The organism is Serratia sp. P2ACOL2, from assembly GCF_003691565.1.
GTDB classification, from domain to species: Bacteria; Pseudomonadota; Gammaproteobacteria; order Enterobacterales; family Enterobacteriaceae; genus Serratia; species Serratia liquefaciens.
In genome coordinates this window covers 2,945,000-2,968,610 of the sequence record NZ_CP033162.1, presented here as the reverse complement: position 1 = coordinate 2,968,610, position 23,611 = coordinate 2,945,000, and the positions used below count along the sequence as shown (strand labels likewise).

Here is a 23,611-nt window from a genome sequence, read left to right as displayed (position 1 = left end):
AGAGAGAAACCCCGGCCGGGGCCGGGGTTGGGTTAATTACAGCGAGAACTCCGCCCAAACCGGCGCGTGATCCGAAGGTTTTTCCATCCCGCGGATATCATAATCGATGCCGGTGGCGATACAACGCGCGGCCAGTGGCGTGCTGGCTAACAGCAGATCAATGCGCAGGCCGCGGTTTTCATCAAAGCCGCGCGAACGGTAGTCGAACCAAGAGAACTGATCGTTGCGTTCTGGGTTGGCGTGGCGATAGGTATCCACCAGGCCCCAGTTCAGCAGGCGATCCATCCATTCACGTTCTTCCGGCAGGAAAGAGCATTTACCGGTGCGCAACCAGCGCTTGCGGTTCTCTTCGCCGATACCGATATCATAATCGCTTGGGCTGATATTGACGTCGCCCATCACCAGTACCGGTGAGTCTACCGACATCTGCTGCTCCAGGTAGTTTTGCAGATCCTGATAGAAGCGCGTTTTGGCAGGGAATTTGATCGGGTGGTCACGGCTTTCACCCTGTGGGAAGTAGCCGTTGATCACCGTCAAAGTGCCCTGCGGCGTAGCCAGGTCGGCCATGATGATGCGGCGCTGTGCGTCTTCCTCATCGGTAGGGAAACCGCGACGCACGGCCAGCGGCTTTTCTTTGGTCAGCAGTGCTACGCCGTAATGGCCTTTTTGCCCGTGATAGAACACGTGATAGCCGTACTGGCTGACGTCTTCCAATGGAAACATATCATCGTGAACTTTGGTTTCTTGCAGACCGATCACGTCGGGTTGGTGCTGCTCGATAATTGCGGCCAGTTGGTGCGGACGCGCGCGCAGTCCATTGATATTAAAAGAGACAAACTTCATGAGCGGTGCCGTTTATGCGAGAAAAATGTGTTGAGATAGTAGCAGAGTTTGGCCGGAAATGTAACGCGGGCCAGCGGCAATGGCCGCCGCTGGCAAGCCGGATTATTTCGCCCAGCGGTCGTAATTTTTGGGCTGATAGTCGTCGAATTGTTGCAGCAAGGTTTGTGCGGATTCGCTGATGTGCATGGTGCCGAGGTAGTCATGGCGCATAAAGCCCTGATCGGCCACGTGCTGCAGGAAATTGTTTAGCGGGCGGTAGAAACCGTTCACGTCGAGCAGGCCCACCGGTTTGCTGTGATAGCCAATCTGGCCCCAGGTCCAGATTTCAAACAGCTCTTCCAGCGTTCCTATGCCGCCGGGCAGGGCGATAAAACCGTCTGCCAGCGCCGCCATACGCGCCTTGCGGGTATGCATGTCAGGGACCACTTCCAGCTCGGTCAGGCCACGATGCGCGGTTTCTGCTTCGACCAATCGCTCAGGAATGATGCCAACGGCTTCGCCACCGGCGGCTAACACGGCATCCGCGACAATGCCCATTAGCCCTTTTTTACCGCCACCGTAGATTAAACGTCGACCCTGGGCCGCGAGAGTTTGGCCCAGTTGCCGTGCATTTTCGGCATATGCAGGGTTAACACCTTCGCTTGCTCCGCAAAAAACGCAGATATTGTTACGCATGCACTTTTTTCCTTACTGCATTAAAGAAGCCAGTGGTATAGCGAATTGTTGGCCGGAGTTCAAGTTGAGGATGTGCTGAAGGGTTAAGGGAATTGATAAATGAGATATCGGATTGCCAAGGATTGATTTGATTCAGGGGAGCATACAAGGATGGTTGTGGGGGAAGGATTATTCGTCGCTGGGCGACTCACCCTGCGGGCCGCGCTAAAGCGCGTTGTCTCACTGCGTGAGACTCGAACCTTGTCGAAGCTTCTCATCCTTCCCGTAAAGGAATGATATTGGGATTTACAGGTTTGATTTTATTATGGGGAGTATACAAGGATGGTGGTGGGGGAAGGATTCGAACCTTCGAAGTCTGTGACGGCAGATTTACAGTCTGCTCCCTTTGGCCGCTCGGGAACCCCACCATGGTATTCATGGTTTTACAAATTGTAGTTCCGGTTTTATCCGGAAGAAACCTGGCCGGTTTCCTTGCTGCGTCTTCGCTCTTGGCAGAGAGAAGATGGTGGTGGGGGAAGGATTATTCGTCTCTTCGTTCCTCACCCTGCGGGCCGCGCTAAAGCGCGTTGTCTCACTGCGTGAGACTCGAACCTTGGCGAAGCTTCTCATCCTCTCCCTCAGTGTTTTAAGTGACTTCAGCTTTCGCTGTGCACTCATCAACAGAGAGAAGATGGTGGTGGGGGAAGGATTCGAACCTTCGAAGTCTGTGACGGCAGATTTACAGTCTGCTCCCTTTGGCCGCTCGGGAACCCCACCACTGGCCTTGCTTGCGAAACGTCTGTCTCGGTAAGCGGGGCGCATCATATCAAATGAAGCGCGCGTGTAAAGTATTGAAATGCAGAAAATGAATCGTTTGCCGATTTTTTACCCTTGGCGGTGCATCCCTGAACGAAAGGCACCGCTTTATTGAGCAATTACAGAATAACCGTCCGGTTGCCGTATACAAATACGCGCTGCGCCAACACGTGATAAAGCGCACGGCTAAGCGCGTTTTTCTCAACGTCACGTCCGGCGCGCATCATATCTTCGGCAGAGTAGGTGTGATCGACGTGGATCACGTCCTGCATGATGATCGGGCCTTCATCCAGATTATCGTTAACGTAGTGCGCCGTGGCGCCGATGATTTTAACGCCGCGCTCGTAAGCCTGATGATAAGGCCTTGCGCCGATAAAGGCCGGCAGGAAGGAGTGGTGAATATTGATCACCTGGTTCGGGTAGTGCTGTACGAATGCTGGCGTCAATACGCGCATATATTTGGCCAGTACCACGTAGTCCGGTTGGTATTGGTCGATCTGGGCCATCATTTTCTGATCGTGCTGATCGCGAGTCAGGCCTTCATGGCTGACCAGATGGAATGGGATGTCGAAACGTTCTACCAGCGTTTGCAGCGTATCGTGGTTGCCGATAACTGCCGCGATCTCCACGTCCAGGCCACCGTAGGCGCTTTTCATCAGCAGGTCGCCCAGGCAATGTGCTTCTTTGGTCACCAGCACGACAATGCGGCGGCGGCCGGAGTTATGCAGTTCACGAACCGAGCCTGCCGGCAGCGCGCTGTCGAGATCCGCCAGCAACGTGGTGTCATTGAAAATGCCTTCCAACTCGGTACGCATAAAGAAGCGACCGGTACGGTGATCGACGAACTCGTTGTTCTGAACAATGTTGAGCTCATGCTTATAGCAAATATTGGTGATCTTGGCGATCAGGCCTTTGGCATCCGGGCAAATGGTGCGCAAAACTTTTCTTTGTACATTTTGGTGTGGCATGGGGATGAGGATCCTGTCTGATACGGTGTGTCCTGTCTGCGCAGGCGAGAATTTTATCGCTTTCATTTTCAGGCCATCGCCTGAAATCTCTTTGGCACGGTGACTGCCGGCTAACGCCCGCAGCACTTTTTATATTTTTTTCCTGAGCCGCATGGGCAAATGGCATTTCTGCCAGGCTGAGGTTTGGTTCCGTCAATATAATACCAGCGTTGGCCAAGCTGAAGGAAGCGCGAGCGTTCGTGCATCGCCCTTTGCTCACCGGTGCTGCCGTCGATGAAGCGGGCAATGAACTCGACAAAACCTTCACTGGCCTCATGGCCGGGTTTTTCTTCCACCACCGTCAGGCCGAGCCATTCGGTGTCTTTGAAACTGTCGACGATGCCATTGCGCCATTCTGCCGCGTGGCAGTCGGGGTGCCAGGTAGCAATCAGATAATCCACGTTGTGTTTTACGTAAGCGCTAAAGCGCGAACGCATTAACTGTCCGGGGGTCGATGGCGTTTGGCTACCGTTGATGTAGGGCTCGCAGCATGCGCTATACTCCACTCCGCCGCCGCAGGGGCATAATTCGGACAAGGTGACTCCTAAAATGGCCGGAACCTGAGGAACGGGCCGATGCCGAAAGAAATTTAGCGCATATGTTACCTAACATTATTCGATCGTGACAATCTACGCTGACAGCGTCATTGATACAATTCACCGGGCAAAGGGCGGAAACTATGCGAAAAATAAAGATTGGATTGGCATTGGGCGCGGGTTCGGCGAAAGGATGGGCACATATCGGTGTGATCAACGCGCTAAAGAAGTTGGGCGTTGAAGTCGATATAGTAGCCGGCTGCTCGGTGGGTGCCCTGGTGGGGGCCGCTTTTGCCAGCCATCGTTTGCCCGCTATGGAAACCTGGGTGCGTTCGTTCAGCTATTGGGACGTGATCCGATTGATGGACTTGTCCTGGCAACGGGGCGGGCTGCTACGCGGTGAACGGGTGTTCAATGCGGTAGGGCAATTACTGAAGATCGATGATATCGCCGAGTGCTCACTTAAATTCGGCGCCGTGGCAACCAATCTCAGTACCGGGCGTGAGCTGTGGCTGACGGAAGGCGATATTCATCAGGCGGTGCGTGCGTCGTGCAGCATGCCGGGCCTGTTGGCACCGGTCTGGTTTGATGGCTATTGGCTGGTGGATGGCGCAGTGGTGAATCCTGTGCCTATTTCATTGACCCGGGCATTGGGCGCCGACATCGTCATCGCCGTCGATTTGCAGCATGATGCTCATTTAATGCAGCAAGATTTGTTTTCGGTACGTAATCATGACGTAGAAGCGCCACAAGATCTCCCCGCCCGCAACTGGCGGGGGCGTTTAAGAGAACGAATCAGCAAAATGACGGCCAGAAAGCCTAATTTCACCCCAACGGCGATGGAAATCATGGGGACGTCGATCCAGGTTCTGGAAAATCGCCTGAAACGCAACCGCATGGCCGGCGATCCGCCAGATGTATTGATTCAGCCCTATTGTCCGCAGATTTCCACGCTGGATTTCCATCGAGCGGATGAGGCAATCGCAGCTGGGAAATTGGCGGTAGAAAAACAGATCGATATGCTGTTGCCGTTGATAAAAAACAAATAACTACCGGTTTGCGGGAAAATACTCCACCGTTGGAAAAATTTCCGGCAAGCATAAATGGCCTTTTTGAGCCACTATTACACTATGGAAAGGGAAGAGGCACGGCTGATGGCATTACCATTGACTCACAAGCGCATTTTGGTGGTCGAGGACGAACTGGTTTTTCGTTCGGTGCTTGTTGGCTATTTGAAATCGTTGGGAGCAGAAACCAGTGAGGCGCCCAATGGTTTGCTGGCCTTGAGTCTGGTGGATGACGTTCATCCGGATTTAATCCTGTGCGATCTGGCGATGCCGGAAATGGACGGGATAGAGTTTGTCGAACATCTTCGCCTGCAGGGCGTACAAATTCCGGTGTTGGTGATATCGGCAACCGATAAAATGGCCGATATCGCCAAAATGCTGCGGTTAGGCGTACAGGACGTGTTGTTAAAGCCGGTGACCGATCTTAATCGTCTGCGTGAAGCGGTGCTGGGTTGCCTGTATCCCAATATGTTCACGTCCCCGGCGATTGAAGAAGTGGAGCTGTTACAGGACTGGGACGCGCTGAGTAAAAATCCCTCCGAAGCGGTGAAGCTACTCAAACAGTTACAGCCTCCGGTGCAGCAGACCGTTGCCCACTGCCGGATTAATTATCGGCAATTAACCACCGGTGAAAACCCCGGACTGGTACTGGATATTGCGGCGCTGTCGGATAAGGATCTGGCTTTCTATTGTCTGGATGTGACGCGTGCAGGGGATAATGGCGTATTGGCGGCGCTACTGTTGCGAGCTTTATTTAATGGGTTACTGCAAGATCATTTAGCGAATCAGCGTCAAAGGCTGCCGCAAATGAGCGCATTGTTAAAGCAAGTTAATCAATTATTACGCCAAGGCAAGTTGGAAGGGCAATTCCCACTGCTGGTGGGTTATTACCACGCCGAATATAAAAACCTGATTCTGGTCTCCGCCGGCCTGCATGCCAATGTGAATACCGGCGACAATCAAATTCAATTGAGCAACGGCGTGCCGCTCGGCACGCTGGGTGCCACCTACATGAATCAAATCAGCCAGCACTGTGCTGCCTGGCAGTGTCAGGTTTGGGGTTCTGGCGGGCGACTGCGGTTGATGCTCAGTGCCGAATAATCCCAACGGCTAAAATAGTATTTGAAATCCAGATATTTGAGATGCTTATTTTTACCTCAGTTAACCCCTTGGGTAATTGTCCTAAATTCTTTCTATTTGTGCTGCGGTTAATGCCAGACAGTCATAAGCTGGTATACTCCGAAGGTTTTTATATGGCGAGAAAGCTCATAAAGTGAGCGCTATTAAGAGAGGAAATAATGCCTGCTGTAAATCGTAAAGTCAGAAAGGCTGTGATCCCGGTTGCAGGCTTGGGAACACGGATGTTACCGGCGACAAAAGCCATTCCAAAAGAAATGCTGCCGCTGGTCGACAAACCCCTGATCCAATACGTGGTTAATGAATGTATTGCCGCGGGGATTAACGAGATTGTGCTGGTTACCCATTCCTCCAAGAATTCGATCGAAAACCATTTCGATACCAGCTTTGAGTTGGAAGCGATGCTGGAAAAGCGCGTTAAGCGCCAGTTGCTGGACGAAGTGCAGTCCATCTGTCCGAAGGGCGTGACCGTGATGCAGATACGTCAGGGCGTTGCCAAAGGGCTTGGGCACGCCATTATGTGTGCCTATCCGCTGGTGGGTGACGAGCCGGTGGCCGTGATTTTGCCTGACGTAATCCTTGATGAGTACAGCTCCGATCTTAAAAAAGACAACTTGCACGAAATGCTGCAGCGGTTTGAGCAAACCGGCATCAGCCAGATCATGGTTGAACCCGTACCGCATAAAGATGTCGGTAATTACGGCGTAGCCGACTGCAAAGGCTACGCACTACAGCCGGGTGAAAGTGCTCCGATGGTCAGCGTCGTCGAGAAGCCATCACCGGACGAAGCGCCTTCCAATCTGGCGATTGTAGGACGCTATGTGCTTTCTGCGGATATTTGGCCGCTGCTGTCGAAAACCCCTCCGGGCGCCGGCAATGAAATTCAGCTTACCGACAGCATCGAAATGCTGATGCAGCAAGAAACGGTTGAAGCCTATCACCTGAAAGGGATCAGCCATGACTGCGGCAACAAGCTGGGCTATATGCAGGCGTTTGTCGAATACGGCATGCGCCATCCGACACTCGGCAAGGATTTTTCGCAGTGGTTGAATCAGTTACTCGCCGCTGATAAAGAATAATTTATTTATCTTTCGTCTTAATTTGAAAAACTAGGATTTTCCCATGAAAGTAACAGTTTTTGGTATTGGCTATGTTGGCCTGGTGCAGGCTGCGGTGTTGGCTGAAGTCGGCCATGACGTTATGTGTATTGATATAGACGAACGTAAAGTCGAAAACCTGAAGAAAGGGAATATCCCTATTTTTGAGCCAGGCTTAACGCCATTGGTTCAGCAGAACTATGAAGCTGGCCGCCTGCATTTTACCACCGATGCCAAGGCTGGGGTGGCGCATGGTGCCATTCAATTTATCGCGGTGGGAACACCGCCGGATGAAGACGGTTCTGCCGATTTGAAATACGTGACTGCCGTTGCGCGCACCATCGCGGAGCACATGACCGAACACAAAGTGGTGATCGACAAATCTACCGTGCCGGTCGGCACCGCAGATAAAGTCCGCCAGGTGATGGAAGAAACCCTGCAAAAACGTGGCAGCAAAGTGCCTTTCGATGTGGTTTCCAACCCAGAGTTCCTGAAGGAAGGGGCAGCGGTAGCAGACTGCATGCGTCCTGAGCGCATCGTAATCGGTACCGATAACAAAGATGTGATCGAGCCTATTCGTGAACTGTACGAGCCGTTTAACCGCAATCACGATCGCATGATCATGATGGATATTCGCAGTGCCGAGTTGACTAAATATGCCGCCAACTGCATGCTGGCGACCAAAATCAGCTTTATGAACGAAATGTCCAACCTGGCCGAAATGCTGGGGGCGGATATTGAGAAAGTACGCCAGGGTATCGGTTCAGACTCCCGTATCGGTTATCACTTTATCTATCCAGGCTGCGGCTACGGCGGCTCCTGTTTCCCGAAAGACGTTCAGGCGCTGATCCGCACTGCGGAACATATTGGCTACCAGCCAAAACTGTTGCAGGCCGTAGAGCAGGTTAACTACCAGCAGAAGTATAAGCTGACCAAATTTATCAAGCAGCATTTCGGTGATGACCTGAAAGGCAATACCTTTGCGCTATGGGGCTTGGCATTCAAACCGAATACTGACGATATGCGCGAAGCCTCCAGCCGGGTGCTGATGGAGCAACTGTGGGAAGCGGGCGCTATCGTTCAGGCTTACGATCCTGAAGCGATGAATGAAGTGCAACGTATTTACGGTCAACGTGACGATCTGAAGCTGGTAGGGACCAAAGAAGCGGCGCTGCATGGGGCTGATGCGTTGGTTATCTGTACTGAGTGGCAGAATTTCCGTGCGCCGGACTTCGATGTGATTAAGGGTGCGCTGAAGCAGCCGGTGATCTTTGATGGTCGCAACCTGTTTGATCCAGAGCGTCTGGAAAGCCGAGGCTTCACTTATTATGCGATTGGTCGCGGTGCGTCCATTCAGCCGGTTATTTAAGGGTTAACTATGAAATTCCTGGTTACAGGCGCGGCAGGTTTTATTGGTTATCATACTGCTGAGCGTTTGTTGGCCGCCGGTCATCAGGTTGTCGGTATCGACAACCTGAATGATTATTACGATGTGGGCCTGAAAATGGCCCGTCTTGATCTGCTAGCGGATAAGCCAGCCTTCCAGTTTATTAAGCTGGATTTGGCCGATCGAGAGGGGATGGCGCAGTTATTCGCAGAGCACCAATTCCAGCGAGTGATCCATCTGGGCGCGCAAGCTGGCGTGCGCTATTCGCTAGAGAATCCGTTGGCGTATGCGGACTCGAATCTTATCGGGCATTTAAACGTGCTGGAAGGCTGCCGACACAATAAAGTTGAGCATCTGTTATATGCTTCTTCCAGCTCGGTATATGGTCTAAATCGAAAGCTGCCATTTGCGACTGAAGATTCGGTCGATCACCCGATATCATTGTATGCGGCGACCAAGAAAGCCAATGAGTTGATGTCGCACAGCTATTCTCACCTATATGGTCTCCCAACTACCGGCCTGCGTTTCTTTACCGTCTATGGCCCGTGGGGGCGTCCAGATATGGCGCTGTTCAAATTCACCAAGGCCATATTGGCGGGTGACAGTATCGATGTATATAACCACGGCGAGATGCACCGTGACTTTACCTACATCGACGATATTGCCGAGGCTATTGTCCGCTTACAGGCGGTTATTCCTCAGCCAAATGCTGACTGGACGGTAGAGCAGGGATCGCCGGCGACCAGTTCTGCCCCATACCATGTTTATAATATCGGCAATAGCAGCCCGGTGAAGCTGATGAAATATATCAGTGCACTGGAACAGGCGTTAGGGATTGAAGCGCGTAAAAATATGCTGCCTATGCAACCTGGCGACGTGTTAGATACCAGTGCCGATACCGCCGAGCTCTATCGCGTGATTGGATTTAAACCGGAAACCAGCGTTGAAGAAGGCGTGAAACGCTTTGTTGAATGGTATAAATCATTTTATAAAGCTCAGTAATTGAGCAGTGCGTTAATGCTATAAGGGGCTCAGGCCCCTTTTTTTATGCTTTGGAAAAATGAAGGGCTCTGCCGTTAGCTGGCGGATAAATGGGGCTGTCCATTAGGATAATTACGCAAAGCCCAGTGGGGGGCTCTAAGAAACCTGAAAATAAGCATAACAAAAAGGCTCCCTTGGGAGCCTTTTTAACATGTGACTGGAATGCTATTACAGCAGGAAATCGTCCAGAGATTTACCTTGCTCTTCGATAGCTTTCTTAATCACTGCTGGGGTACGGCCCTGGCCAGTCCAGGTTTTCAGTTCACCGTTTTCGTCTTTATATTGGTATTTAGCTGGACGTGCTGCACGTTTCGCTTTACCAGCGGCTTTAGTTGCAGCCATAGTTTGCAGCAGTTCATTTGGATCAATACCGTCAGCAATCAGCATTTCACGATATTGCTGCAGTTTACGGGTACGTTCTTCAACTTCTGCTTGAGCCTGGCTGTCTTCTTCGCGACGTTCGTTCACAACAACTTCCAGTTTTTCAAGCATCTCTTCCAGCGTTTCCAGGCTGCATTCTCTTGCCTGAGCGCGGAGAGTACGGATGTTGTTCAAAATCTTTAATGCTTCGCTCATTGTCCTAGTCTCAAATTATATTGGTGGGGGCGTCTGGATAATAATAGAGTGCTCTTTTCTTTTCTGCAATAGCCAAATTGAAAGGAACGCTCAAATTTACCTTTTAAAAGACCTAACCAGAACTCTCTGGCTAATATAAGCGGGGGAGATAAGTATTACAACCTCCCTTTTTAAGTCAAATTTTCTACAGCAGCGCTATGTTTGCTGCGCCACAAAGGCATTCATGGCTAAGTTATAATTGTGTTTTATATCAATATAACTCTGAATTCTGTGGGTTAAATCACGAGTTTTAGTCTGCCAACACTGTAAACAATAGGGGTATATCAGTAAAGGTAACGTCAAGAACTGTACCCGGTCTGTTTTATGTCATTAAATACTCAGGCGCGGCGTCTGGAGGGGTTAATAGATTTAATCTTACGCGCTGGCACCTGTTGCAGGGCCGCTTCACGGCATTGGCATAACCATTAATGTTGGGCGCTAATCATTAGTAGTAATTAAATGTGATGACGGACAGAAACCATCCTGTAAATAGATGTAAAAGCGCTATGGTAGCAGAACGGAATGTTTCATTTGAAAGTCGACTATTCGTCTGGCCCGGATATTGATTAATCCCGAGGTGTAAGCCGGTTGTCGCCTTATGGTACACTTGGCTGCTGAATCAACCGCTGAATATTTCTTATACCATTGGAGTAGCGGGCCCATGGCTCAACTTTATTTTTATTACTCTGCTATGAATGCAGGGAAATCTACCGCGTTGCTGCAATCTTCATATAATTATCAAGAACGTGGTATGCGTACGCTGGTGTTTACCGCCGAAATAGATCACCGTTTTGGCGTGGGTAAGGTGAGCTCGCGGATCGGTCTGTCTTCCCAGGCACAGCTGTATAATAATGACTCTATGCTTTTTACGATGATTGCGCAGGAACATCAGCAGCAACCTGTGCACTGCGTTTTGCTTGATGAAAGCCAGTTCCTGACGAAACAGCAGGTCGAGCAATTGTGCGATGTTGTCGATCAGTTGGATATTCCGGTGCTGTGTTACGGTTTGCGTACCGACTTCCTGGGGGAACTGTTTATTGGCAGTCAATATCTGCTGGCCTGGGCAGACAAGTTGGTGGAGCTGAAAACCATTTGCCACTGCGGGCGCAAGGCGAATATGGTGCTGCGACTTGATGAGAGCGGGAAGGCGATGCATGCCGGTGAACAGGTGGTGATTGGCGGTAACGAAAGCTACGTCTCCGTCTGCCGCAAACATTACAAAGAAGCGATACAGGCATTGGAATAGCCTCCAGCGTGCAACAGAGAGCCTTGCAGCTCGTTTTGACGCTATTGCGTAGACACTACCGGATTGATGAATAATATCACCGCATAAAAAAACCGCCTTTCGGCGGTTTTTTGTTGGCTCAACTCAATGAACCGTTATTTTTTGGTCTTCTTTACCGTCTTGGCGACAACCGGTGCGGCCAGAACCTCTTCATCAACCGCTTCGCTGAATTTACGGCCGTAGAAGGTATCCAGCATGATTTGCTTAAGTTCAGCAATCAGCGGATAACGAGGGTTAGCGCCGGTACATTGGTCATCAAAGGCGTCTTCAGACAGCTTGTCTACTTTCGCCAGGAAATCGGCTTCGAGCACGCCGGCTTCGCGGATTGAAGCAGGGATGCCCAGTTCGGCCTTGATTTCGTCCAGCCAGGTCAGCAGCTTCTCGATTTTCTGTGCGGTACGGTCGCCCGGTGCGCTCAGGCCCAGATGGTCAGCGATTTCAGCGTAGCGGCGACGCGCTTGTGGGCGGTCGTACTGGCTGAAAGCCGTTTGCTTGGTTGGGTTGTCGTTCGCGTTATAGCGAATGACGTTGGAAATCAGCATGGCGTTGGCCAAACCGTGTGGGATGTGGAACTCGGAGCCCAGTTTGTGGGCCATTGAGTGGCAAACCCCGAGGAAGGCGTTGGCGAACGCGATACCGGCGATGGTCGCAGCATTGTGCACGCGCTCACGGGCTACCGGGTTCTTGGCACCTTCTTTATAGCTGGTTGGCAGATACTCTTTCAGCAGTTTCAACGCTTGCAGCGCCTGACCGTCGGAGTATTCGTTCGCCAGGACTGAAACATAAGCTTCCAGCGCGTGAGTTACCGCATCCAAGCCACCGAAGGCGCACAGGGATTTCGGCATGTTCATGACCAGGTTGGCGTCAACAATCGCCATGTCTGGTGTCAATGCGTAATCCGCCAGAGGATATTTCTGGCCGGTTACGTCGTCGGTCACTACCGCAAACGGCGTAACTTCTGAACCGGTACCTGAAGTGGTGGTGACGGCAATCATTTTTGCCTTCACGCCCATTTTCGGGAACTTGTAGATGCGTTTACGGATATCCATAAAGCGCAGCGCCAGGTCTTCGAAGTGGGTTTCAGGGTGTTCGTACAGCACCCACATGATCTTCGCAGCATCCATCGGTGAACCGCCGCCCAGCGCGATGATCACGTCTGGCTTGAATGAGTTCATCTGTTCAGCGCCTTTACGCACGATGGACAGCGTTGGATCCGCTTCAACTTCAAAGAATACTTCTGTTTCAATGCCGTGCGATTTCAGAACGGAGGTAATCTGGTCTGCATAGCCGTTGTTGAACAGGTAGCGGTCGGTCACAATGAAGGCGCGTTTTGCCCCGTCGGTCGCTACTTCTTCCAGCGCGATTGGCAGTGAGCCACGGCGGAAGTAGATTGATTTCGGAAGTTTATGCCACAACATGTTTTCTGCTCGCTTCGCTACAGTTTTCTTGTTGATCAGGTGTTTTGGACCGACGTTTTCAGAGATGGAGTTACCGCCCCAGGAACCGCAGCCCAGCGTCAGAGACGGAGCGAGTTTGAAGTTGTACAGGTCACCGATCCCACCCTGTGAAGCAGGGGTGTTGATCAGGATACGCGCGGTTTTCATCTTGTCGCCGAAGAAGGCTACGCGTTCCGGCTGGTTATCCTGGTCGGTGTACAGGCAAGAGGTGTGACCGATACCGCCCATGGCGACCAGTTTTTCCGCTTTGCTGACGGCGTCTTCAAAGTCTTTGGCGCGATACATAGCCAGCGTTGGCGACAGTTTTTCGTGAGCGAAAGGTTCTGACTCATCGACCAGCTTCACTTCACCGATCAGCACTTTAGTGCTTGCCGGGACTTTGATGCCTGCCATTTCAGCGATTTTCGGTGCTGACTGACCGACGATAGCCGCATTGAGGCCACCGTTTTTCAGGATGATGTCCTGTACGGCCTTCAGCTCTTTACCCTGCAGCATGTAGCCGCCATGGGAAGCGAAACGTTCGCGCACTGCGTCATAGATGGAGTCAACCACGATGACGGATTGCTCAGAGGCGCAAATCACACCGCTGTCGAAAGTTTTAGACATCAGAATAGAGGCCACGACGCGTTTGATATCCGCCGTTTCGTCAACCACTACCGGGGTATTACCCGCACCCACGCCGATGGCCGGTTTGCCGGAGCTGTAGGCTGCTTTCACCATGCCTGGGCCGCCGGTGGCCAGGATCAGGTTGATGTCAGGGTGGTGCATCAGCTGGTTGGAGAGTTCAACGGTAGGTTGATCGATCCAGCCGACGATGTCTTTTGGCGCACCGGCGGCAATCGCTGCCTGCAGCACGATATCGGCCGCTTTGTTGGTGGCGTTTTTCGCACGTGGGTGCGGAGAGAAAATGATACCGTTACGGGTTTTCAGGCTGATTAACGCTTTGAAAATGGCCGTGGAAGTTGGGTTGGTGGTGGGTACGATACCGCAAATCAGGCCGATAGGTTCGGCGATGGTGATGGTACCGAAAGTATCGTCTTCAGACAGGATACCGCAGGTTTTTTCATCTTTATAGGCGTTATAGATAAACTCTGATGCGAAGTGGTTCTTGATCACTTTATCTTCAACGATACCCATACCGGATTCTTCAACGGCCATTTTAGCCAGAGGAATACGGGCATCGGCAGCGGCGAGGGCAGCAGCGCGGAAAATTTTATCAACTTGCTCTTGAGTGAAGTTGGCATATTCGCGCTGGGCTTTTTTGACACGTGCAACTAGCTCGTTCAGTTCAGCGACATTTGTTACAGCCATAATGCTCTCCTGATAATGTTAAACTCTTTCAGTAAATCAGCCGTGCGAGCAACTAGTATAGACAGATCGGTGGAAAATGCTGTTTTAAAAACAAAGGTTTCCCATCTTTTTGTGCTGCATGTTGCTGATTTGCTTAAAGAGCTTTACCCGATGCTTCAGCAGGAGAAGACAGCGGGCCGAACAGAGATGCCACTTTTTCCTTAACCTGTTCTACTCCCTGACTACGACTAAGAGCTTAACTACTCTTGGGTAGTGATTATGTGATTTAAATCAAAAAAATCGCATGCTGACACCATTCAGCTATGGTTTTTGAGAATCATTCTTAATAACCGCGATGTCAGGCACTTTTTTCAACATAAAAAATCATAAACCGTACATTACGTTAACAATGGTGATTTGCTTTATCAGTACGCGCATTAATAGATAAAAATCCTGCTGATGACCAATGGATAACCCGTGGCAATTCCATTACATTAGCGCGCGTAGGCAGTGTCACTTTTAAAGCTATTAAAGCGGAGTCATTTGTGGGCCAATCTCTGTTGGATTTTTCCGGCTACATTAAATTTTTTGTCGGCCTGTTTGCGCTGGTGAACCCGGTGGGCATTTTGCCGGTATTTATCAGCATGACCAGCTACCAGGCAGCTGCCGGGCGCAACAAAACCAACCTGACCGCCAATCTGTCGGTCGCCATTATCCTGTGGACCTCGCTATTTTTGGGGGAGGGGATTTTGCGCATGTTCGGCATCTCAATCGATTCCTTCCGCATTGCCGGCGGCATCCTGGTGGTTACCATTGCGATGTCGATGATCAGCGGCAAACTGGGGGAAGACAAACAGAACAAACAGGAAAAATCAGAAAGCGCGATCCGCGAAAGCATTGGCGTCGTGCCGCTGGCATTACCGCTTATGGCCGGGCCGGGTGCGATCAGCTCCACCATCGTTTGGAGTTCCCGCTACCATAGCTGGCAGAACCTGTTGGGCTTTACTCTCGCTATCGCGTTGTTTGCCTTTTGTTGTTGGCTGTTGTTCCGGGCCGCGCCTTTGTTGGTGCGTTTATTGGGGCAAACCGGCATTAACGTCATCACCCGAATCATGGGTTTATTGCTGATGGCTTTGGGTATCGAATTTATCGTTACCGGTATTAAGGCCATATTCCCGGGACTGTTGTAATCCGGCGACGGAGTCGTGAATAGGGCGATTCGCGACTCAAATTAATTTTAAAAATTAAAATCAATTATTGGTTCGCATTAATATAGTGCGCAATATGAATGAATTTTATTCACTTGCACCAGGATGTGGCATAAATCTCAATTTGTTGCTCAATAAAAACGCTAAGCGTTGTTTTTACCCCTTATCCTCCCCAGTTTTTGCCCTTTTTCTGCCTCCTAACATCAAATCCGCTGTTAATTTAATCACATCATTCTGTAGGGCTTGTCTCGCTTTCATCCAGGTGTTATTAGTGATTAACCGCACATAAGCAGGTGTTTGTTCTTTGAACGGCTGGTTTGTTAACTGAATGTTTCTTTGTCTGTTTTGCCAGTTTGCTTCGTGCCGTCAGGATAAGGCTTGCTTTATTTTATCTGATTAAAATCAATTAGTTATGTTGTGCAACTGTCACCCTCGTCCGGGGGGTACAGATCGGGCTTGATGCAATAAAAGAGAATTGCTTAACATTTCTGTAAAAATTATTGGCTATGGAATTTGCCTTCTGCTAATTTCCGAGCAACTTTCTACGCGCAATTAACGCGATTGCGTCGTCAAAGTGGGAATGATTTTTGCTGGTGTCTGTTTATTTAGAATTCTTATAAATACTTCACGAATATCGATAAGCAATGCTTGTTGGTGAAAAGGAGCCTCGACCATGCAGCAAACCCGAAAGCGCACGCCATTGGCTATGTTCATTGCCGGCTTGCTGAGTATCAGCGCCGTATATTCTGCTCAGGCGGCCGACGTTCCGGCCGGAGTGCAATTGGCTCAGCAGCAGAACATTGTAATTAACAACGGCACGGAAGTGGCTTCGTTGGATCCGCATAAGGTCGAGGGGATACCGGAAAGTAATATTATTCTTAACCTGTTGGAAGGGCTGGTCAGCACCGATGCCAATGGGCATGTGGTACCGGCGGCGGCAGCCCAGTGGGAAAATCAGGATTTCAAAACCTGGACTTTCCACCTGCGTCCGGAAGCGGTGTGGAGCGACGGCTCCCCGGTTACCGCACAGGACTTCGTTTATAGCTGGCAGCGCCTGGCCGATCCGAAAACCGGCTCGCCTTACGCCAGCTATCTGCAGTACGCAAAAATTGAAAATATCGACGACATCCTGACCGGCAAGAAAGGGCCGCAAAGCCTGGGCATTAAAGCCATCGATGATGAAACGCTGCAGGTCACGCTGAGCGAACCGGTGCCTTACTTCATTAGCATGCTGAGCCACACCTCGCTGAAGCCGGTAAAACGTTCGGTGATCGAGAAGTTTGGCGAGAAATGGACGCTGCCGGCGAACTATGTCGGCAATGGAGCCTATCGCCTGAAAGAGTGGGTGGTGAATGAGCGCATTGTGCTTGAACGCAGCCCGAGCTATTGGAACAACAAGAAAACGGTGATCGATAAGGCGACGTTCTTGCCGATCGCCTCCGAGGTCAGCGACGTTAACCGCTTCCGCAGTGGTGAAATTGATATCACCAACAGCGCCATCCCGCCGAACCTGTTCGCGAAGATGAAGAAAGAGATCCCTGAGCAACTGCACGTTAACCCTTATCTGTGCACCTTTTATTACGAGATTAACAACCAGCGTGCGCCCTTTACCGATCCGCGAGTGCGCGCTGCCGTGAAACTTACGCTGGACCGCGACATTATCGCCAACAAAATCATGGGCCAGGGGCAGATCCCGGCGTTCAGTTTCACCCCAACCTTTACTGAGGGCGCCAAATTCACCGCGCCGGCGTGGGCGAGTTGGAGCCAGGAACAGCGCAATGCCGAGGCCAGGAAGCTGCTGGAACAAGCCGGTTTCAGCGCCGCCAAACCGCTTAAGTTCACGCTGCTGTACAACACCTCCGACCAAAATAAGCAGCAGGCCATCGCCGCCGCTTCGATGTGGAAGAAAAACCTCGGCGCTGAGGTGACACTGCGCAATCAAGAATGGAAAACCTCGCTTGAAAGCCGCCATCAGGGGCAGTACGACATAGCGCGTGCCACCTGGTGCGGTGACTACAACGAGCCGAGCGCATTCCTCAATCTGGTGCTTTCCAACAGCAGCATCAACACCATTTTTTACAAGAGCCCGGCGTTTGACGCCCTGATGGCCGGCACGCTAAAAGCGCCGGACGAGGCTGCACGCGCCGCCCTTTATCAGCAGGCAGAGGCTCAGTTAGATAAAGATTCGGCGTTGATTCCGGTGTATTACCGCGTCAGCGCCCGCCTGATCAGACCGTCGGTGGGGGGCTTTACCGGTAAAGATCCGCTGGACTACACCGATGTGAAAAATCTGTACATCATCAAGCAGTAACGAGGGGTATTACGCCACGCCATCAGCGGTGGAGTAATACAGGGAAGGCCGCCTGCCGTATTCGTTCAGCGGCAGCCGGTATAACAAGGTCCGCTCACGGGCAACGCAGGCTCCACGATGAGCCTGTGATAATAAAAACTGGAGTATACACATGACCAACATCACGAAAAAAACCATCCTTGCGGCCGGCATCATTGCCGCGCTGGGTATCACAGCAACCGGAAGTGCTTTTGCGGCCGACGTGCCGGCGGGCGTGCAACTGGCGGACAAACAAGAGATCGTTAAGAACAACGGTTCAGAAGTGCAATCGCTTGACCCGCATAAAATCGAAGGCGTACCTGAAAACAACGTAACGCGCGATCTGATGGAAGGCCTGGCCAACAACGGCCTGGATGGTTCCATTGTCCCGGGCGTAGCGGAAAGCTGGGATAACAAAGATTTTAAAGTCTGGACCTTCCATCTGCGTAAAGACGCAAAATGGTCGAACGGCAAGCCGGTCACGGCGCAAGATTTCGTGTATAGCTGGCAGCGCGTGGTGGATCCGAAAACCGCATCACCTTATGCCAGCTACCTGCAATATGCCCACGTAGAAAACGTGGATGACGTCATCGCCGGCAAGAAAGATAAGTCTACCCTGGGCGTGAAAGCCATTGATGACCATACCTTCCAGGTGACTCTGACCGAGCCGGTGCCATACCTGGTTGAAATGACGCCGCACTATGCGATGAAGCCCGTATATAAAGAAGCCGTCGAGAAGTTTGGCGAGAAGTGGACCTTACCGGCCAACTACGTCAGCAACGGCGCTTACAAACTGAAAGATTGGGTGGTTAACGAACGTATTGTGCTGGAACGTAACCCGGAATATTGGGATAACGCGAAAACCATCATCAACAAAGTGACCTTCCTGCCAATTTCTTCGGAAGTGACCGACGTTAACCGTTACCGCACCGGCGAAATCGACATGACCTATAACAACATGCCGATCGAACTGTTCCAGAAGTTGAAAAAAGAGATCCCGAAAGAGGTTCACGTAGATCCTTATCTGTGTACCTACTACTACGAAATCAACAACCAGAAAGCGCCATTTACCGACGCACGCGTGCGTGAAGCGCTGAAATTGGGTCTGGATCGCGACATCATCACCAATAAAGTGAAAAACCAGGGCGATCTGCCGGCTTACAGCTTCACACCACCATACACCGACGGCGCCAAACTGACTCCGCCTGAGTGGTTCAGCTGGACGCAAGAAAAACGCAATGAAGTGGCGAAAAAGCTGCTGGCCGATGCAGGCTATGGCCCAGGCAAACCGCTGACCTTCTCCCTGTTGTACAACACTTCAGATCTGCATAAGAAGCTGGCGATTGCCGCAGCCTCCATCTGGAAGAAAAACCTGGGTGTGGATGTGAAGTTGGTGAACCAGGAGTGGAAAACCTTCCTGGATACCCGCCATCAGGGGACCTACGACGTTGCGCGTGCCGGCTGGTGTGCAGACTACAACGAACCTAGCTCGTTCCTGAACATGATGCTGTCTGACAGCAGCAGTAACACCCCGCACTATAAGAGCGCCGAATTCGATAAGCTGATGGCCAATGTGCTGACGGCGAAAACCAAAGAAGAACGTGCCGAGCTGTATCAGAAAGCCGAAGTTCAGCTGGATAAAGATTCTGCCATCGTTCCGGTTTATTACTACGTGAATGCCCGTCTGGTGAAACCTTATGTTGGGGGTTACACCGGTAAAGACCCGCTTGATAACGTGTACGATAAAAACCTGTACATCATCAAGCATTGATACGGTAAGTGCCGGCGGTGTTAACCGCCGGCCCATGTTGTGAATAATAAGCCGTTATCAGGCTGCAACACAGGGTTAGGGCAATGCTTAAATTTATATTTCGTCGCTTATTGGAAGCGATCCCGACGCTATTTATTCTGATCACCATCTCATTCTTTATGATGCGCCTGGCGCCCGGCAGCCCATTTACCGGCGAACGCGCGTTGCCGCCGGAAGTGATGGCCAACATTGAAGCCAAATATCATTTGAACGATCCTATCTGGAAACAGTACGGCCATTATCTGGCCCAGCTGTCGCAGGGCGATTTTGGTCCTTCATTCAAATATAAAGATTATTCGGTCAACGATCTGGTGGCTGCTTCATTCCCGGTCTCTGCCAAACTGGGCCTGGCCGCATTTTTGCTGGCGGTGATCCTGGGGGTTAGCGCCGGTGTGGTGGCTGCGCTGAATCAAAATACCAAATGGGACTATACGGTGATGGGTTTTGCCATGACCGGGGTGGTGATCCCCAGTTTCGTGGTGGCGCCGTTACTGGTACTGATCTTCGCCATCACGCTGAAATGGCTGCCGGGTGGGGGCTGGAACGGCGGGGCACCGAAATTTATCATCTTGCCAATGGTGGCGCTGTCGTTGGCCTATATCGCCAGTATCGCCCGTATCACGCGTGGCTCGATGATTGAAGTGCTGCATTCAAACTTTATCCGTACCGCGCGCGCCAAGGGTTTGCCTATGCGCCGCATTATATTGCGCCATGCGTTGAAGCCTGCGTTATTGCCCGTGCTTTCCTATATGGGCCCGGCGTTTGTCGGCATCATCACGGGGTCAATGGTTATCGAAACCATTTACGGCCTGCCGGGTATCGGCCAGCTGTTTGTTAACGGCGCGCTTAACCGCGACTACTCTTTGGTATTGAGTCTGACCATTCTGGTTGGCGCTCTGACTATCCTGTTTAACGCGATCGTGGACGTGCTGTACGCCGTTATCGATCCAAAAATTCGTTATTAAGCTGGAGCACGCAAATGATGTTGACGAAAAAGAACAGCGAGGCTCTGGAGAACTTCAGCGAGAAGCTCGAAGTGGAAGGACGCAGCCTGTGGCAGGATGCCCGTCGCCGCTTTGTGCACAACCGGGCGGCGCTCAGCAGCCTGTTCGTATTGGCTTTGATTACTCTGTTTGTGATTGCGGCGCCGTGGCTGTCGCAGTTTGCCTATGACGATACCGATTGGGCGATGATGTCGGCCGCACCAAGTCTCGAATCGGCGCACTACTTCGGTACGGACTCGTCGGGGCGCGATCTGCTGGTGCGCGTGGCAATTGGCGGGCGTATCTCGCTGATGGTTGGCGTGTCGGCTGCGCTGGTGGCGGTGATTGTTGGCACCCTGTATGGCGCAATGTCGGGTTACCTGGGCGGTAAAATCGACTCGGTGATGATGCGTCTGCTGGAGATCCTCAACTCCTTCCCGTTCATGTTCTTCGTGATCCTGCTGGTGACCTTCTTCGGGCAGAATATCCTGCTGATCTTTGTCGCTATCGGCATGGTGTCGTGGCTGGATATGGCGCGTATCGTGCGTGGCCAAACTCTGAGCCTGAAGCGTAAAGAATTTATCGAAGCGGCGTTGGTGTGCGGGGTTTCGAGCCGCAACATCGTGCTGCGCCATATCGTGCCGAACGTGCTGGGTGTGGTGGTGGTTTACGCCTCACTGCTGGTACCGAGCATGATCTTGTTCGAATCTTTCCTCAGCTTCCTGGGGCTGGGTACGCAAGAGCCGTTAAGCAGCTGGGGTGCATTGCTGAGCGATGGCGCCAACTCGATGGAAGTTTCACCGTGGTTGCTGCTGTTCCCGGCGGGTTTCCTGGTTGTCACTCTGTTTTGTTTCAACTTTATCGGCGATGGCCTGCGTGACGCCCTCGACCCGAAAGATCGTTAAGGAGTGCAATCATGAGCACCATTGAAAATCCGCAGTTGCAAACCGCCGGCAGCGTGAAGTCGTCGCTGTTGCTGGATGTAAAAGATCTGCGCGTGACCTTCGGCACCCCGGACGGTGACGTGACGGCAGTGAACGATCTGAATTTTGATCTGCGCGCCGGTGAAACGCTGGGTATCGTGGGCGAATCCGGTTCCGGCAAATCCCAGACCGCCTTCGCGTTGATGGGACTGCTGGCCAGCAATGGCCGCATTGGCGGTTCGGCCAAATTTAACGGTCGTGAAATCCTCAACCTGCCGGAAAAACAGCTCAACAAGCTGCGGGCAGAAGAAATTTCGATGATTTTCCAGGACCCGATGACCTCGCTCAACCCTTATATGCGCGTTGGTGAGCAGCTGATGGAAGTGCTGATGCTGCATAAAAACATGAGCAAAAGCGAAGCTTTCGAAGAGTCGGTTCGCATGTTAGATGCGGTCAAAATGCCGGAAGCGCGCAAGCGCATGCGCATGTACCCGCATGAGTTTTCCGGCGGCATGCGCCAGCGCGTGATGATCGCCATGGCACTGCTGTGCCGGCCCAAGCTGCTGATTGCCGATGAGCCGACCACCGCATTGGATGTGACGGTGCAGGCGCAGATCATGACGCTGCTGAACGAGCTGAAGCGCGAGTTCAATACCGCGATCATCATGATCACCCACGACCTGGGCGTTGTGGCCGGTATCTGTAATAAGGTCTTGGTGATGTATGCCGGACGTACCATGGAATACGGTAGCGCACGGGATGTGTTCTATCACCCGAGCCATCCTTATTCCATTGGTTTGCTGAATGCGGTACCGCGTCTGGACGCCGAAGGCGAAGCGCTGATGACCATTCCCGGCAACCCGCCGAATCTGCTGCGCCTGCCGAAGGGCTGTCCGTTCCAACCGCGTTGTGCGTACGCGATGGCGCAATGTTCGAGCGCTCCGCCATTGGAGCAGTTTGGTGAAGGGCGCCTGCGCGCCTGCTTTAAACCGGTGGAGGCGTTGGTATGACTGCGGTAACCGACAAGAAAGTGCTGCTCGAAGTGGCCGATCTGAAAGTGCACTTCGACATTCATGATGACAAACAGTGGTTCTGGCAGCCGCCAAAAACGCTCAAGGCCGTTGATGGCGTGACGCTGCGCCTGTTCGAAGGGGAAACCCTGGGCGTGGTGGGCGAATCAGGCTGTGGCAAATCGACGTTCGCCCGCGCCATTATCGGCTTGGTGAAGGCTACCAGCGGCCGCGTGGCCTGGTTGGGTAAAGACCTGCTTGGCATGAGCGACGTCGACTGGCGCAAAACCCGCAGTGATATCCAGATGATCTTCCAGGATCCACTGGCTTCGCTGAACCCACGCATGACCATCGGTGAAATTATCGCGGAACCGCTGCGCACCTATTACCCAAAAATGCCGCGTCAGGAAGTGAAAGACAAGGTAAAGGCGATGATGCTGAAGGTTGGTCTGTTGCCTAACCTGATCAACCGCTATCCGCATGAGTTCTCTGGCGGTCAGTGCCAGCGTATCGGCATTGCGCGCGCCTTGATCCTCGAACCTAAGTTGGTGATCTGCGATGAGCCGGTCTCGGCATTAGACGTGTCGATTCAGGCGCAGGTGGTGAACCTGCTGCAGCAACTGCAGCGTGAGATGGGCCTGTCGCTGATCTTTATCGCCCACGATCTGGCGGTGGTCAAACACATCTCCGACCGTGTGTTGGTGATGTATCTGGGCCATGCGGTGGAGCTGGGTACGTATGATGAGGTGTACCACAATCCACAGCATCCTTACACCAAAGCGTTGATGTCGGCGGTGCCGATCCCGGATCCGGACAAGGAGAAGGAAAAGCAGATCCAGTTACTGGAAGGGGAACTGCCTTCGCCGATCAACCCGCCCTCTGGCTGCGTGTTCCGCACCCGCTGCCCGATCGCCGGGCCGGAATGTGCCAAGACGCGTCCGCTGCTGGAAGGCAGCTTCCGCCATGCCGTGTCCTGTCTGAAGGTCGATCCGCTGTAAACGGCCATTTCATTCCATTTTGTTGCCTGAAGGGTTCATGTTTGCATGAACCCTTTTTTTATGGCATTTCCGCCACAAGGAAAAACCAACTAAAACCACAAATAACGCACGCGGCTAA

At 52.0% G+C, this 23,611-nt stretch carries 19 protein-coding genes, 2 tRNA genes and 2 other RNA genes; 13 read left to right on the top strand and 10 right to left on the bottom strand.

Translation table 11 applies throughout. From position 1 onward, the window contains the following. Positions 1–36 precede the first annotated feature (36 nt). The 8 genes from xthA to EBA31_RS14325 all read right to left on the bottom strand — a co-directional run bounded on the left by xthA (position 37) and on the right by EBA31_RS14325 (position 3,856). Complete coding sequence (xthA, locus tag EBA31_RS14360; RefSeq protein ID WP_020827199.1) at positions 37–843, bottom strand: exodeoxyribonuclease III; 807 nt, start codon at positions 841–843, stop codon at positions 37–39. A gap of 102 nt (positions 844–945) precedes the next feature. Further along, complete coding sequence (locus EBA31_RS14355) at positions 946–1,518, bottom strand: TIGR00730 family Rossman fold protein (RefSeq protein ID WP_020827198.1); 573 nt, start codon at positions 1,516–1,518, stop codon at positions 946–948. 151 nt (positions 1,519–1,669) lie between these two features. Next, positions 1,670–1,796, bottom strand: a non-coding RNA gene (locus tag EBA31_RS14350) — RtT sRNA. 44 nt (positions 1,797–1,840) lie between these two features. Then, positions 1,841–1,925 (bottom strand) — tRNA-Tyr (locus EBA31_RS14345). 96 nt (positions 1,926–2,021) lie between these two features. Beyond that, positions 2,022–2,148, bottom strand: a non-coding RNA gene (locus EBA31_RS14340) — RtT sRNA. Between the two features lie 41 nt (positions 2,149–2,189). Further along, positions 2,190–2,274, bottom strand: a tRNA-Tyr gene (locus tag EBA31_RS14335). 158 nt (positions 2,275–2,432) lie between these two features. Then, positions 2,433–3,281, bottom strand: coding sequence for a formyltetrahydrofolate deformylase (gene purU / locus EBA31_RS14330; protein ID WP_020827197.1), 849 nt, complete (start codon positions 3,279–3,281; stop codon positions 2,433–2,435). A 110-nt stretch (positions 3,282–3,391) separates the two neighbouring features. Then, the gene (locus EBA31_RS14325) at positions 3,392–3,856 is read right to left on the bottom strand and encodes a YchJ family protein (protein WP_046373374.1); all 465 of its coding nucleotides are present in this window, start codon (positions 3,854–3,856) and stop codon (positions 3,392–3,394) included. A 143-nt stretch (positions 3,857–3,999) separates the two neighbouring features. On the opposite strand from EBA31_RS14325, the gene rssA reads away from it, so the two are divergent. The 5 genes from rssA to EBA31_RS14300 all read left to right on the top strand — a co-directional run bounded on the left by rssA (position 4,000) and on the right by EBA31_RS14300 (position 9,546). Continuing rightward, positions 4,000–4,905 (top strand): patatin-like phospholipase RssA, encoded by a 906-nt coding sequence (gene rssA, locus EBA31_RS14320; protein ID WP_122079521.1) that lies wholly within the window; start codon positions 4,000–4,002, stop codon positions 4,903–4,905. 105 nt (positions 4,906–5,010) lie between these two features. Further along, positions 5,011–6,024 carry a two-component system response regulator RssB gene (gene rssB / locus EBA31_RS14315; RefSeq protein ID WP_041415428.1) on the top strand — a complete coding sequence of 338 codons (1,014 nt, stop codon included), beginning with the start codon at positions 5,011–5,013 and terminating at the stop codon, positions 6,022–6,024. Between the two features lie 197 nt (positions 6,025–6,221). Next, positions 6,222–7,139, top strand: coding sequence for a UTP--glucose-1-phosphate uridylyltransferase GalU (gene galU, locus EBA31_RS14310; RefSeq protein ID WP_122079520.1), 918 nt, complete (start codon positions 6,222–6,224; stop codon positions 7,137–7,139). A gap of 43 nt (positions 7,140–7,182) precedes the next feature. Beyond that, a complete protein-coding gene (locus tag EBA31_RS14305; RefSeq protein WP_122079519.1) occupies positions 7,183–8,526 on the top strand; it encodes a UDP-glucose/GDP-mannose dehydrogenase family protein in 1,344 nt (447 codons plus the stop codon). A gap of 9 nt (positions 8,527–8,535) precedes the next feature. Further along, positions 8,536–9,546, top strand: coding sequence for an NAD-dependent epimerase (locus EBA31_RS14300; RefSeq protein WP_122079518.1), 1,011 nt, complete (start codon positions 8,536–8,538; stop codon positions 9,544–9,546). A 207-nt stretch (positions 9,547–9,753) separates the two neighbouring features. Here EBA31_RS14300 and hns read toward each other — a convergent pair whose 3' ends face one another. Beyond that, positions 9,754–10,161 carry a histone-like nucleoid-structuring protein H-NS gene (hns, locus tag EBA31_RS14295; RefSeq protein ID WP_006321188.1) on the bottom strand — a complete coding sequence of 136 codons (408 nt, stop codon included), beginning with the start codon at positions 10,159–10,161 and terminating at the stop codon, positions 9,754–9,756. 700 nt (positions 10,162–10,861) lie between these two features. Between hns and EBA31_RS14290 the strand changes: the two genes are divergently transcribed. Then, positions 10,862–11,446, top strand: coding sequence for a thymidine kinase (locus tag EBA31_RS14290; protein ID WP_122079517.1), 585 nt, complete (start codon positions 10,862–10,864; stop codon positions 11,444–11,446). A 134-nt stretch (positions 11,447–11,580) separates the two neighbouring features. Here EBA31_RS14290 and adhE read toward each other — a convergent pair whose 3' ends face one another. Further along, on the bottom strand, positions 11,581–14,253 hold the full coding sequence (adhE, locus tag EBA31_RS14285) for a bifunctional acetaldehyde-CoA/alcohol dehydrogenase (RefSeq protein WP_020827189.1): 2,673 nt from the start codon (positions 14,251–14,253) through the stop codon (positions 11,581–11,583). 524 nt (positions 14,254–14,777) lie between these two features. Between adhE and EBA31_RS14280 the strand changes: the two genes are divergently transcribed. From EBA31_RS14280 to oppF, 7 genes are all read left to right on the top strand, one after another. After that, positions 14,778–15,422 (top strand): YchE family NAAT transporter, encoded by a 645-nt coding sequence (locus EBA31_RS14280; RefSeq protein WP_020827188.1) that lies wholly within the window; start codon positions 14,778–14,780, stop codon positions 15,420–15,422. Positions 15,423–16,113: 691 nt separating this feature from the next. Beyond that, entirely contained in the window at positions 16,114–17,751 is a 1,638-nt protein-coding gene (locus EBA31_RS14275) for an ABC transporter substrate-binding protein (protein WP_122079516.1), read from the top strand. Positions 17,752–17,902: 151 nt separating this feature from the next. Then, positions 17,903–19,540: an oligopeptide ABC transporter substrate-binding protein OppA gene (gene oppA / locus EBA31_RS14270; RefSeq protein WP_020827186.1), complete on the top strand. Its 1,638-nt coding sequence runs from the start codon at positions 17,903–17,905 to the stop codon at positions 19,538–19,540. An 83-nt stretch (positions 19,541–19,623) separates the two neighbouring features. Next, the gene (gene oppB / locus EBA31_RS14265; protein ID WP_020827185.1) at positions 19,624–20,544 is read left to right on the top strand and encodes an oligopeptide ABC transporter permease OppB; all 921 of its coding nucleotides are present in this window, start codon (positions 19,624–19,626) and stop codon (positions 20,542–20,544) included. 14 nt (positions 20,545–20,558) lie between these two features. Beyond that, positions 20,559–21,467 (top strand): oligopeptide ABC transporter permease OppC, encoded by a 909-nt coding sequence (oppC, locus tag EBA31_RS14260; RefSeq protein ID WP_020827184.1) that lies wholly within the window; start codon positions 20,559–20,561, stop codon positions 21,465–21,467. A gap of 11 nt (positions 21,468–21,478) precedes the next feature. Continuing rightward, positions 21,479–22,495 (top strand): ABC transporter ATP-binding protein, encoded by a 1,017-nt coding sequence (locus EBA31_RS14255; protein ID WP_020827183.1) that lies wholly within the window; start codon positions 21,479–21,481, stop codon positions 22,493–22,495. After that, positions 22,492–23,493, top strand: coding sequence for a murein tripeptide/oligopeptide ABC transporter ATP binding protein OppF (oppF, locus tag EBA31_RS14250; RefSeq protein ID WP_020827182.1), 1,002 nt, complete (start codon positions 22,492–22,494; stop codon positions 23,491–23,493). Before EBA31_RS14255 ends, oppF begins: the two co-directional genes overlap by 4 nt. The last annotated feature ends 118 nt before the right edge of the window (positions 23,494–23,611 follow it).

Coding starts and splice junctions, on each gene's coding strand:
- EBA31_RS14305 (WP_122079519.1), top strand. CDS start 7,183: ATGAAAGTAACAGTTTTTGGTATTGGCTATGTTGGCCTGGTGCAGGCT.
- oppB (WP_020827185.1), top strand. CDS start 19,624: ATGCTTAAATTTATATTTCGTCGCTTATTGGAAGCGATCCCGACGCTA.
- rssB (WP_041415428.1), top strand. CDS start 5,011: ATGGCATTACCATTGACTCACAAGCGCATTTTGGTGGTCGAGGACGAA.
- oppF (WP_020827182.1), top strand. CDS start 22,492: ATGACTGCGGTAACCGACAAGAAAGTGCTGCTCGAAGTGGCCGATCTG.
- purU (WP_020827197.1), bottom strand. CDS start 3,281: ATGCCACACCAAAATGTACAAAGAAAAGTTTTGCGCACCATTTGCCCG.
- xthA (WP_020827199.1), bottom strand. CDS start 843: ATGAAGTTTGTCTCTTTTAATATCAATGGACTGCGCGCGCGTCCGCAC.
- EBA31_RS14255 (WP_020827183.1), top strand. CDS start 21,479: ATGAGCACCATTGAAAATCCGCAGTTGCAAACCGCCGGCAGCGTGAAG.
- rssA (WP_122079521.1), top strand. CDS start 4,000: ATGCGAAAAATAAAGATTGGATTGGCATTGGGCGCGGGTTCGGCGAAA.
- adhE (WP_020827189.1), bottom strand. CDS start 14,253: ATGGCTGTAACAAATGTCGCTGAACTGAACGAGCTAGTTGCACGTGTC.
- EBA31_RS14275 (WP_122079516.1), top strand. CDS start 16,114: ATGCAGCAAACCCGAAAGCGCACGCCATTGGCTATGTTCATTGCCGGC.
- EBA31_RS14290 (WP_122079517.1), top strand. CDS start 10,862: ATGGCTCAACTTTATTTTTATTACTCTGCTATGAATGCAGGGAAATCT.
- EBA31_RS14355 (WP_020827198.1), bottom strand. CDS start 1,518: ATGCGTAACAATATCTGCGTTTTTTGCGGAGCAAGCGAAGGTGTTAAC.
- hns (WP_006321188.1), bottom strand. CDS start 10,161: ATGAGCGAAGCATTAAAGATTTTGAACAACATCCGTACTCTCCGCGCT.
- EBA31_RS14300 (WP_122079518.1), top strand. CDS start 8,536: ATGAAATTCCTGGTTACAGGCGCGGCAGGTTTTATTGGTTATCATACT.
- oppA (WP_020827186.1), top strand. CDS start 17,903: ATGACCAACATCACGAAAAAAACCATCCTTGCGGCCGGCATCATTGCC.
- galU (WP_122079520.1), top strand. CDS start 6,222: ATGCCTGCTGTAAATCGTAAAGTCAGAAAGGCTGTGATCCCGGTTGCA.
- oppC (WP_020827184.1), top strand. CDS start 20,559: ATGATGTTGACGAAAAAGAACAGCGAGGCTCTGGAGAACTTCAGCGAG.